8 protein-coding genes are annotated in these 10,985 nt (G+C 60.6%); 3 read left to right on the top strand and 5 right to left on the bottom strand.

Translation table 11 applies throughout. The annotated features are described in order from the left end of the window. Positions 1 to 268: 268 nt before the first annotated feature. The gene (gene tmaR / locus BSP75_RS11670; protein ID WP_033136060.1) at positions 269 to 586 is read left to right on the top strand and encodes a PTS system regulator TmaR; all 318 of its coding nucleotides are present in this window, start codon (positions 269 to 271) and stop codon (positions 584 to 586) included. Between the two features lie 208 nt (positions 587 to 794). Continuing rightward, a complete protein-coding gene (locus BSP75_RS11665) occupies positions 795 to 3,878 on the top strand; it encodes a transglycosylase domain-containing protein (protein ID WP_075113280.1) in 3,084 nt (1,027 codons plus the stop codon). Between the two features lie 112 nt (positions 3,879 to 3,990). Here the strand turns inward: BSP75_RS11665 and yidA are convergent, their stop codons facing one another. From yidA to BSP75_RS11645, 4 genes are all read right to left on the bottom strand, one after another. Then, a complete protein-coding gene (yidA, locus tag BSP75_RS11660; RefSeq protein WP_075113279.1) occupies positions 3,991 to 4,800 on the bottom strand; it encodes a sugar-phosphatase in 810 nt (269 codons plus the stop codon). A gap of 102 nt (positions 4,801 to 4,902) precedes the next feature. Next, positions 4,903 to 6,570, bottom strand: a complete 1,668-nt coding sequence (locus tag BSP75_RS11655; protein WP_075113286.1) for a FapA family protein — start codon at positions 6,568 to 6,570, stop codon at positions 4,903 to 4,905. 266 nt (positions 6,571 to 6,836) lie between these two features. Then, positions 6,837 to 7,985, bottom strand: coding sequence for a CinA family nicotinamide mononucleotide deamidase-related protein (locus BSP75_RS11650; protein WP_075113278.1), 1,149 nt, complete (start codon positions 7,983 to 7,985; stop codon positions 6,837 to 6,839). 53 nt (positions 7,986 to 8,038) lie between these two features. Next, positions 8,039 to 9,277 carry a DUF3391 domain-containing protein gene (locus tag BSP75_RS11645; protein WP_075113277.1) on the bottom strand — a complete coding sequence of 413 codons (1,239 nt, stop codon included), beginning with the start codon at positions 9,275 to 9,277 and terminating at the stop codon, positions 8,039 to 8,041. 144 nt (positions 9,278 to 9,421) lie between these two features. Here BSP75_RS11645 and metA point away from each other — a divergent pair, with 144 nt between their 5' ends. After that, positions 9,422 to 10,369, top strand: coding sequence for a homoserine O-succinyltransferase (metA, locus tag BSP75_RS11640; RefSeq protein ID WP_075113276.1), 948 nt, complete (start codon positions 9,422 to 9,424; stop codon positions 10,367 to 10,369). Here metA and BSP75_RS11635 read toward each other — a convergent pair whose 3' ends face one another. Continuing rightward, a complete protein-coding gene (locus BSP75_RS11635) occupies positions 10,370 to 10,888 on the bottom strand; it encodes a cyclin-dependent kinase inhibitor 3 family protein (protein WP_075113275.1) in 519 nt (172 codons plus the stop codon). Between the last annotated feature and the right edge of the window lie 97 nt (positions 10,889 to 10,985).

The raw sequence follows: 10,985 nt of genomic DNA, 5'->3' as shown, positions 1-10,985 counted from the left end.
TTAAGTCTTGGTTTTATCATCTTGGGCCAAAAAGCCCTCACTCCTTGCTGTTTTGTCTATAAATCCCGCCCTTTTCTGGTCACTCCTCAACCAGTTTGAACTGGTTTACTTTTGGCCAAACTCGGCTGATGGAGCGTGATTAGGGTTGTATCTCGCTTATAACTCGGTAGAGTAAGGGCATCTTGAGTTTGCCTGTCCCGCGCCGCGTTTGCCCGGTTCCAGGTGTAACTTGGCCAGTTTTTATCAACCTTAAGTCAGTGGTATCGATATGGAACAAGTAAACAAGTCCACCTTCAGCGATGTACTGGAATATGTGCGTATGTCCCGTCGCCAGAACAAACTCAAGCGTGAAATTGCGGATAACGAGAAGAAGATCCGTGACAACCAGAAGCGCGTACTGCTGCTCGACAACCTGAGCGACTACATCAAGCCGGGCATGAGCATTGATGATGTACAGGCGATCATTGCCAACATGCGTACCGACTATGAAGAGCGCGTGGATGATCACATCATCAAGAACGCCGAGCTCTCCAAAGAGCGTAAAGAGCTGAGCACCAAACTGAAGGGCATGAGCTCTCACAAGTAAGCGTTCCGCTTTCGCTCAAGAGACACCGGCCACTGGCCGGTGTTTTGTTATCAGCTCGGATCTCTGCCACTCCTGCAACAATCGGCTCCCCTTTTTAGAATTGCCCTGTTACCATCACTACAAAGCGGTCAATAGTTTCAAGCCATTGACTTGAAAAGACTAAGCTTGAGTGAAACACAATAAATTGCGCAACCATGGTGGGGCTGATATGGGCGCATCAGAACAGACGGATTTGACACAAGTGGCATCTCAAGATTCATCTGTCCAGACCACGGACGGGAACCCAAAGCGCAAGCGTCGTCCCTGGTGGCGTTGGCTGTTCTGTTTTCTCTTTTTATTGTGCCTGGGGGCAGTGATCGCTCTGGTTGGCTATGAGATGAAAACCTCGAAGCTGCAGTCTCAGGAGATCTCCCGCTATGCCGCCAAGCTCACCTATCAGGTAGAGCCTGGCCAGAGCAAGCAGATTGCCTTCCCTGAGGATGGCCCGTTCGACAAGCGGCTTGGTTATGTGCAACTGCCGATGATGCAGGAGCGTCTGCTGCAACGGGGTTATGAAGTCAGCAAGCAGGTGCATTTCTCCGACGCACTCTATGACTACGCCAGTCGTGGCTTCTTCGTGCCCTACACCGAGAAGGTGCAGGCCGGACTGACGCTGCACGACTGCCGCGCCGAGCCCTTCTATCAGTTCAAGTATCCGACTCATCACTATCCGGATTTTGATTCCATTCCGCCGCTCGTCATCCAGTCGCTGCTCTTTATCGAGAACCGCGACCTGCTGAGTAACGAAGAGCCGCTGGCCAACCCGGCGGTCGACTGGCCCCGTTTTGCCAAGGCTGCACTCTCTCAGGTGGGCAAGGCGCTCGATATGCAGGATCAATCTGCCGGTGGCAGTACCCTGGCGACCCAGGTGGAGAAGTATCGCCACTCGCCGGATGGTCTGACCCTGTCGCCGACCGAGAAGATCCGCCAGATGGCCTCTGCCAGTGTGCGGGCCTATCGTCTCGGGCCGGAAACCCTCGAAGCGCGCAAGCTGGTCGCTTGGGCTTACCTCAACTCGGTGCCGCTCTCGGCTGCGCCGGGATATGGTGAGGTGCATGGTCTGGGGGATGGTCTCTGGGTCTGGTTTGGTGCCAACGTCGATGACGTGAACCGTCTGCTGGATCCCGCCCGCAACCAGAATGCACCGCTGGCCGAGCAGGGGCTCGCCCTGCGTCAGGTGGTCTCGCTGATGATTGCGCACCGCCGTCCCTCCTACTATCTGGCTCAGGGTCGTGAGTCGCTCGCAGATCTGACCGACAGCTACCTGCGCCTGTTTGTGCAGGAGGGGATGATCACGCCACCGCTGATGGAGGCGGCGCTCAAGGCCAAGATCTCGTTCCGTGACTTCCTGCAGTCCCCGGCCATCACTCGGGTGAACAATAACAAGGGGTTGCAGGTTGCCCGTACTCGCCTGAGCCGTCAGCTCGGGGTGCAGCTCTATGACCTCGACCGGATGGATCTGACGGCCGATACCAGCCTCAACATGCCGCTGCAGAACGAAATCTCCCGTTATCTGCAACAGCTGGCCGACCCGACGTTTGCCGCTCAGGTCGGGCTGTTTGGTGAACGCCTGCTCTCGCCGGAGAAGACGGGCGATGTGCGCTACAGCTTCACCCTGTTCGAGAAGTCGCCGGAAGGGTTCAAGGTGCGGGTGCAGACTGACAACACCGATCAACCGTTCGATATCAACGAAGGCTCCAAGCTGGAGTTGGGCTCAACCGCCAAGTTGCGGGTGCTGACCACCTATCTGGAGATCGTCTCGGAGCTGCACGACAACTATGCCGGAATGCCGGTCGAGAATCTGCGCAAGCTGGCGGCCGTCTCTCAGGACAATCTCAGCCGCTGGGCCATCTCCTATCTGATGACGGCTCAGGACAAGAGCCTGCCGGTGATGCTGGAAGCTGCGCTGGATCGCAAATACTCCGCCAGCCCCAACGAGGGGTTCTTTACCGGTGGCGGCATGCACACTTTCAACAACTTCCGTAGAGAGGATAACGGGCGTATTCCCCCCATCCGCGACGCGCTGCGCGAGTCCATCAACCTGCCGTTTGTGCGGCTGATGCGCGATATCGTGCGCTACAGCCTCTACAAGGAGGGGAATCGTGCCCAGTTGCTCAAGGATGACAAGGATCCCCGTCGTCAGGAGTATCTGGCCAAATTTGCCGACAAAGAGGGGCAGACCTATCTGCTGCGCTTCTGGCGCAAATATCGCGGCAAGACCCCCGAGGAGCAGCTCGATACCTTCCTCGACGGCCTCAAGCCAAGCGCGGTGCGTCTGGCTGCGGTTCACCGCTACCTGATGCCGGAAGCAGATGAGGCGACCTTTGCCGCCTTCCTGGCGGAACGGTTGCCACGGGAGAAGCTGAGCGCGAAGCGGATCAATCAGCTCTATGTCAGCTATGGCCCAGGCAAGTATTCACTGCCGGATCAGGGCTATATCGCCCGGGTGCACCCCTTGGAGCTGTGGCTGTTGGCCTATCTCAAGGAGTTTGACAAGGCGACCTTTGCCGATGCGGTGGCGGCCAGCCGTGACGAGCGGCAGGAGGTCTACAGCTGGCTGTTCAAGACCCGTCATCGCAGCGCCCGCGACAGCCGGATCCGCACCATGCTGGAGGTTGAGGCATTCCTCGATATCCATCAGCGCTGGGCCAAGCTCGGTTATCCGTTCGACCATCTGGTGCCCTCGCTGGCGACGGCTCTGGGCAGCTCAGGCGATCGCCCGGCTGCGCTGGCCGAGCTGATGGGGATTATCCAGAATGGCGGAGTCCGTTCGCCGACCCTGCGTATCGAGCACCTCTCGTTCGCCAAGGGGACGCCCTTCGAGACCGAGTTCGAACCGACCCATGCCGAAGGCACCAGGGTTCTGCCTGTTGAGGTCGCGACCGCCCTGCGTAATGCGCTCTCCAAGGTGGTGGAAGGGGGGACGGCAAGACGTATCGCCGGGGCATTTACCCTGCCTGATGGCACTGTGCTGCAAATGGGTGGCAAGACCGGGACCGGGGATAACCGGATTGAGACCGTGGGCCGTTATGGCAACGTGACCAGCTCGCTGGCGCGCAACCGTACCGCGACCTTCGTCTTCTATCTGGGTGAGGATCACTTCGGTACCCTGACCGCCTATGTGCCGGGCAGCCAGTCCGACAAGTTCCGCTTCACCTCGGCGCTGCCGGTGCAGGTGCTCAAGGGGATGGCTCCGCTGCTGATACCTTATCTGCAGCCGGGATCCCATACCCAGTGCTTGGCGAACCAGTGATACGGGTTGATTGCAGCTAATCACATCGATAACTAACCAGATAAAAAACGGGGAGGCTGACAGCCTCCCCGTTTTCTTTTCCTCAGCGGGCGCAGCAGCGGCGCCCAAGCGATCAGACGTTCAGCACGAACTGCTCGATCACCCGGGCCACGCCATCTTCATCGTTGCGTGCTGTGGTGTGCTGGGCGAGAGCTTTGATCTCGTCGGTGGCATTGCCCATCGCAACCCCAAGGCCTGCGTACTCGATCATGTGGTGGTCGTTGCCGGCATCTCCGACGCAGATCACCTGCCCGGCGGTCAGGCCAAGGTGCTCGGCCAGCGCGGCAACGCCGGTTCCCTTGTTGCTGTGCTTGTGCATGAACTCGAGAAAGAAGGGAGCACTCTGTACCACGGTATAGCGCTCATAGAGCTCCGCCGGCAGCTGCTCGATGGCGCGGGAGAGCTGGGGCGGCTCGTCGATCATCATCACCTTCATGATCTGCTCATCGGCAGGCAGGGTAGCGAAGTCGATCAGATTGATCGGCATGCCGATCAGGCGGGATTCGTGCTCGGTGTAGGTGCTGACACGGGGACTGATGAGGCCTTTGGTGACCGAGAAACCGTGAACGTTCACCTCCAGCTCGTCAGCCAGTCTGGCGACGGCGCTGGCGTCACTGCCGGTCAGCAGCTGGCTGCGGATGATGCGCTGATCGGCCACCTGTTGCACCAGGGCGCCGTTGTAGCAGATGACGTAATCATCTTCGGTGGTGAGGCCGAGCTCGGCCAGATAGCGGCTCATCCCTTCCAGCGGGCGGCCGGAGGCCAGCACCACGGTAACCCCTTTGGCGCGCGCGGCGCTGATGGCGGCGTGGGTGCGGGGAGTAATCTGGCCCTGCGGGTTGAGCAGGGTGCCATCCATATCCAATGCGATCAGCTTGTACATCTCTCACTACCTGAGTCTGGGTGGCCCGCCCGGTGGGGCCAAGGAAGTGGCGAGTGTAGCGAAAATCGGCGGCGGGATCACGGGCGACGGACTGGTCTTGCTTTAGCTGTGCCCCTCGTACGGGGTCATCTCCAGTGCTTCGTCGTGGATGGCTAGGCGAGTGGGTCCCCGGGTGATGGTGACCCTGCGCTTGAAGCTGGCCATCTCGACCTCGATACCGGAGAAGAGGTGTTGGGTGGCAATAACCTCCATTTGTGCCATCAAGTTTTGCAGCTCTTCAGAATTTGCTGTGAGCTGCTCGTGGATCAGGGTCAGCTCGGCAAGATGGTGATCCCGGATCGGTTTGATTTTGCGCAGGGTTTCCGGATTGCGCTTGTCGCCGGGCAGTTGCAGCAGTTTCATCACCAGCGCTTTGATCTTGTCGAGCTGGGCCTGACACTCCAGCTGGCGCAACTTGAGCTGGTGCTCCTGCTCCTTGTGGGTGAAGTAGCCGCCGAGGATCTGCAGCCGGGTATGGTTGGCGGCCTCGGCACCCAGACTCGGCGCCATGATCAGGCGATTGGCAATGCAGGTACCCCCCAGCAGATTGCCTTTGCGCATGTTGCTATCGCCCACCTTGATATCTTGTCCGCTGCGGCTGTAGCAGTGGCTGAGTTGGCTCTGGATCTGGATATCGCCCCCCGCTTCCAGTTGGGCATACTGGGCGTAGCTGGCGTGGATCTCCCCCTGGGCATTGAGCTGGCAGAGGTACTCCCCCTGTTCGTTGCGGCGGCCAATGATGCCGTGGCGTACCGTGATGCTGCCACCAGCCTCGATCAGGCCCCCTTCGATAAAGCCGCCGATGACGATATCGCCGCTGACCCGCACTTTCATGCCGGGGTTGACGTCACCGCTGACGATTAATCCCCCTTCAAACGCAATGTGACCGTGACGGGCATCCACCTGCTTGACGCTGAGTACCTCGTCCACCTTCATGCCCGCCTTCTCCTGACAGGGCAGTCCCGCGCGACTGGCGATCAGCAGGTCGGGATCGTCGGGAGAGATATAAGTGCCTTCGCCTGCGCTCATCGGGCTGTCCTTGCCATCTTTGGCGGGCAGATCCTGACCGGTCACGGTAAAGCCGGGCACCCCGACGGTGGCCGGATGACGGCGCATCAGCGGGGCGCCGGCCTTGACGGTGACAAGGGAGCCGAGATCCCGCAGGTCGACCTTGCCATGATCCAGCTCCTGCGGTTTGAGGATCCGCTCGGCCGGGGTCTCCACCAGCCGCTCGTAGCGGGTGTCTTGACCATTGACGGCAGGCTGGCCACGGGCAATGACCAGCTTGAGCAGAGTACCGGGGGCTGCCTCCTTGGCCGATTGGGTGGCAGCGGTGAGTAGCTGCTCGCTGACCCCCTGTTTGATCTCGCTGAGGGCGATCGCCTCTTGCAGCTGTTCCAGAGTCACATACTTGCCCCCCCAGTCGGCGGTGATCTGGGCGATTGCACTCATGCGATCCTTCTCTATCATCACGGCGAGTCGGGCATCCTGACGTTTACCTACAGGGATCGGGCTGGCGGGCACGGGGGCGGCAGGGTTGGTGAGCAGGGTATTGAGCAGGCTGATGGCCTGTTTGATCCCCTCATTCAGCGGCTGATAGCGGCGACAGTTGGAAGCGAGCAGCAGAGCTTGCACATCCTGTTCCGTGACCGGTTTGGTGAGACCGGCGGCAATCCGCAGGCAGACCAGTTCCATGTCGTTTGATAGCAGCAGCCACTCTTTACTTAACACCATATCTCCTTGCCAGGTGGGGAGAGGGGCCCTCGGTTTACCCCTCTACTGTCATTAAATCTCTCAATGCCAAAGAAAGCGAATCACCGACCGAGAGAGCGGGCAGTATTCAGATATTTCTTCTGAATGGTCAATGGATTGAGATCAAATCGGTGATGATGGCCGGATAAATTCGGGCGCTGTTCGGCAATGGCGCAGGGTGGCTCGCCGGATCGCGGCAGGTGATCCCTGCTAGCGACATAGGGAGCGCTGGCGGGGGTAGGCTATCAGCTGCGCTGCGCCGTTCTGGCCAGGGTGAGGTAATCGCCGAGCACCGGCTCACCCAACAGATGGCGGCGCAGCATGTCGAGCGCGGCGAAGGCGAGGATCTTGCGGCGGCTCTCCGGGTCGGGGTGGCTGACCTTGAGCGTCTGGCCAATTTGCTGGCCATCGGCGCAGAGCAGCAGTGGCACACCCTCTGCCCCCTCTCGCCCTATGGTCAGTTGCAGGCCCGTATCGGCAGTCGGCAGCCGGGCCAGATCGTCGGCCAGTTGCGTGCTGAAGAGGGCGTCCAGCCGGTGATGGCCGTGACAAAGCGTCAGTAGTGCGCCGCCACTCTCTCCCTCCAGCAGCGTCAGTGGCCGACCTTGCAGCAGCGCGAGGATCTGCTGCGCCGGTTCCGTATCTCCGCTGCCAACCAGCCAGGGGCGAATCCTGTTCAGCAGTCTGCTCTCGGCGCTCTCCATGTCAGCGGCGCTGGCGCCGTGGCCGATCAGCTTCAGCTCGATAAGGGGCATGGAGGAGCGATAACCCAGCTCGATGCCGGTGGGCCAGGGGGCGGCATCCAGCATATCGCTGAGGGCCGATTCCGAGACACCGAAGGTATAGAAGCGGCGCAGCTCGGTATCGGTTTGGGCCCCAGCCAGCTGTTTGAGGCGCGGCAGAATCTGCTCGCGCACCATCTGCTTGAACTCGAACGGCACGCCCGGGGTGAAGAAGAGCTGGCTCTGGCCACTTCGCACCACAAAGCCGCAGGCGGTGCCGACCGGGTTGTCGAGGATCTCGCACCCCTGCGGCAACCAAGCCTGTTTGGCATTGCTTTGTGCCATGGGGCGGCCACGGCTGGCGTAGCGCGCTTCGATGGTGGCGAGCCAGTCGGGGAAGAGGGTGAGCGGCTGGTCGAAGGCCTCGGCGGCGGCCTGAGCGGTCAGGTCGTCGGCAGTGGGCCCGAGCCCGCCGCACACCAGCACCACCTCGGCACGGTTGGCACTCTCTTGCAGCACCGTTTTCAGGTCGGCGAGGTTATCCCCCACCGTCAGGCGACGGCGCACCTGCCACCCCTGTTCCAGCAGCAGGGCGCTGAGCCAGGCTGCGTTGGTATCCACCACCAGACCCGTCACTATCTCGTCTCCGGTACTGATGATCTCGATACGCATGGCGGGCTCCTTGGGTTAAACGGGTGACAACGGTTGGCCTGGGGCCAGGGCAATCAGGCTTTGTTGTGTTCGAAGTAGTAGCTGATCCGGGTGCGCGGATTGAGATACTCGAACACGGCGGGCGGCAGCCGTTTGGGGTGGATCACCTTGGCGATTGACAGTTCGGCCTGCTGCAGGTCGATGATAGCGGCTTCCTGACGGGGAATGCGCGGATCATAGACCAGCACCGAGGGGTAGAGCAGACGCGAGGCGTTGACCGACATCACCAGTCCCACCTGACCGTTGGAAAGTTGCACCACGCTGCCGGGGGGGTAGATCCCCATCAACCGGATCAGCATGCTGAGGTACTCCGGATTGAACTGTGCCTTGCGCTGCTTGTAGAGGCCGCTCAGGGCCGAGTAGGGCACCTTGGCCTGCATGTGGCAGAGGTTATCGTACTCGTTGATCAGCGACACCATCTGGGTCAGCGGATCGAGCTGGCCACCCTTGAGCCCTTCCGGCCCGCTGCCATCGAGATATTCGTGGTGATGGAGCACGATCCCCTTCGCTTCGGCCGGGAAATCCTTGGCCAGATTGAGCAGATCCAGCCCGTAGCGCGGGTGCTGGGCCATCAGGTTCTGCTCCGGCTTGGTCAGCGGCTCGGTCTTGCGCAGGATCTGGCTCGGGATCTTCAGTTTGCCGATATCGTGGAACAGCGCCCCCATGCCGACCTGACGGATCTGGTCGGCTGACATGCAGCACTCCTTGGCCAGCAGCATGCTGAGCACGCTGACGTTGAGGGAGTGGAAGTAGAGGTTGTTGCCATCCTCGCCGTCGGAGACCAGATGGAGCACCATCTCGTCCACCGAGAGCAGCTGCTCGGTCATGGCGTTGACCAGCTCCTGCGCCTCGCCGATGGCATTGAGGGGGCGGGACTGGATCTTGCTCATCACGCTGCGCACCTGCGCCAGCGACTGCTGGAACTGCTTCTCGCACTGCTGCAGATCGCGGCGGTACTGTTGCAACTGCTCGATGCGGCGATCCTTCTCCTGCTGCATCTGGGCCTGGCGCTGGGCGGCGTCTGAGCTTTCTTGTGGTTGAGGCTGTACCTGACTGAGGGGTTTGGGCGGGACGTCGCTCTTGTCGGGAATGATGGTGACCAGTTTCAGGCCGAGTCGGCGGATCAGCTCGATCTCCTCTTCACTTTTGATCTTGAAGCTGGAAAAGAGGAACGGGTGTTCGCGCCACCCCAGTGGCAGGGAGACATAGTTGCCGACTTGCAGTCGATCTACGGAAATCTTGATACCGGTCATTATCTTGGAAGCAGGAGAGACACTGAGCCGTATGCTAGTCAAAGGCGGGGGTGAATACAAAAGGTATCTGATGACAGGGCGGGAGCTTTATTATAGGCTTCTGGATGTCCAGACATATTTACCGATGCAGTACAGGGAGTAAGCATGCCGATCAAGATCCCGGATCAGTTACCCGCCGCCGAAGTGCTGGGGCAGGAGAACATCTTCGTGATGACGGAATCCCGGGCCGTCACCCAGAACATCCGCCCGCTGCGGGTGTTGATCCTCAACCTGATGCCCAAGAAGATTGAGACCGAGATCCAGCTGATGCGGATGCTCTCCAACTCGCCGCTGCAGGTGGATGTGGATCTGCTGCGCATCGATGACAGGGAGTCGAAGAACACGCCGCAGGCCCACCTCGAGAACTTCTATCACGACTTCGAGCAGGTGCGTGGCAACAACTACGACGGCATGATCATCACCGGGGCGCCGCTCGGTCTGGTGGAGTTCGAGGAGGTGGTCTACTGGCCGCGCATCGTCGAGATCATCGAGTGGTCCCATCAGCATGTCACCTCCACCCTGTTCCTCTGCTGGGCGGTACAGGCGGCGCTGAAAGCCTTGTATGGTATGGAGAAACAGACCCACGGCGAGAAGCTCTCCGGGGTTTACCGTCACCATCGCCTCGATGAGCATGAGCCACTGCTGCGCGGTTTCGATGACGAGTTTGTCGCCCCGCACTCCCGCTACGCGGCGTTCGATGGCGATTTGATACGCGCTCATACCGACTTGCAGATTTTTGCCGAATCCCAAGAGGCGGGGGTCTATCTGGCGGCGACCAAGGATTGTCGTCAGGTGTTTGTCACCGGGCACCCGGAGTACGATGCACTGACGTTGGACGGGGAGTATCAGCGGGATCTGGCGGCGGGGCTCGACCCGGCCATTCCGGTCAACTACTACCCGAATAACGATCCGGGCCAGACCCCGCGCGCCAGCTGGCGCAGCCATGGTCATCTGCTGTTTGCCAACTGGCTCAACTACTACGTCTATCAGCTCACCAGCTATCGGGTGGAGGATATCGGCAAGGTCTTCACCTACGACCAGGGTGGCAAGTAGTCAGTCGCCCTGCTCCAACCGCTCGGTCAGCCGGTCGAGCCATTGGCGGTGGCAGGCTAACGCGAATGCCTTGGGTCTGTGGGCCTTGATGGCGGCCATCGCCTCTTGCTGCGGCTGGCCGAGGGTCATCAGCAGCGCGGCGGCAACCAGACCGGTACGACCGCTGCCCCCTTTGCAGTGGATGACCAGATGCTTGCCATCCCCCAGCAGCTCGCGCAGCTGCGGCAGTGCCTGTTGCCAGGCGGCCTCGAAGGCGGCGTCGGGGGCCAGATCATCCTCGATGGGCAGATGGAACCAGCGCATCCCTTCGTGCTCGACCTGCTGGCCGAGCTGCGCCAGTTCGAGTCGGATCAACTCGGCGCTCGTCATCAGGGTCACCACCCCGTAGGCACCGGCCAACCGCAGTTGATCGAGCGCCAGGGTCAATGGCACCTGCTGGGTGCCGGGGCAGGGAGTCAGCAGCAGCTGGCCGTCGACACGGGGAACCTCAAGGCTCCAGAAGGGGTGAAACGGGTGCATGGCGGATCCTCGCGTAGTGGCCGCAGGGCCGCGGCCGGTGAATGGCGCCAAGGATAGGCGGGGCAGGGGGGATGTCAATGGCCGTTGTGTTTGCCCC

The organism is Aeromonas sp. YN13HZO-058 (assembly GCF_001921245.1).
GTDB classification, from domain to species: domain Bacteria; phylum Pseudomonadota; class Gammaproteobacteria; order Enterobacterales; family Aeromonadaceae; genus Aeromonas; species Aeromonas allosaccharophila.
The sequence above is the reverse complement of the archived record's forward strand: the minus strand, read 5'-3'. Positions and strand labels throughout refer to the sequence as shown.

Excerpts from the sequence above, each read along its gene's own strand:
- tmaR (WP_033136060.1), top strand. The coding sequence starts at position 269 with ATGGAACAAGTAAACAAGTCCACCTTCAGCGATGTACTGGAATATGTG.
- BSP75_RS11665 (WP_075113280.1), top strand. The coding sequence starts at position 795 with ATGGGCGCATCAGAACAGACGGATTTGACACAAGTGGCATCTCAAGAT.
- yidA (WP_075113279.1), bottom strand. The coding sequence starts at position 4,800 with ATGTACAAGCTGATCGCATTGGATATGGATGGCACCCTGCTCAACCCG.
- BSP75_RS11650 (WP_075113278.1), bottom strand. The coding sequence starts at position 7,985 with ATGCGTATCGAGATCATCAGTACCGGAGACGAGATAGTGACGGGTCTG.
- BSP75_RS11645 (WP_075113277.1), bottom strand. The coding sequence starts at position 9,277 with ATGACCGGTATCAAGATTTCCGTAGATCGACTGCAAGTCGGCAACTAT.
- metA (WP_075113276.1), top strand. The coding sequence starts at position 9,422 with ATGCCGATCAAGATCCCGGATCAGTTACCCGCCGCCGAAGTGCTGGGG.
- BSP75_RS11635 (WP_075113275.1), bottom strand. The coding sequence starts at position 10,888 with ATGCACCCGTTTCACCCCTTCTGGAGCCTTGAGGTTCCCCGTGTCGAC.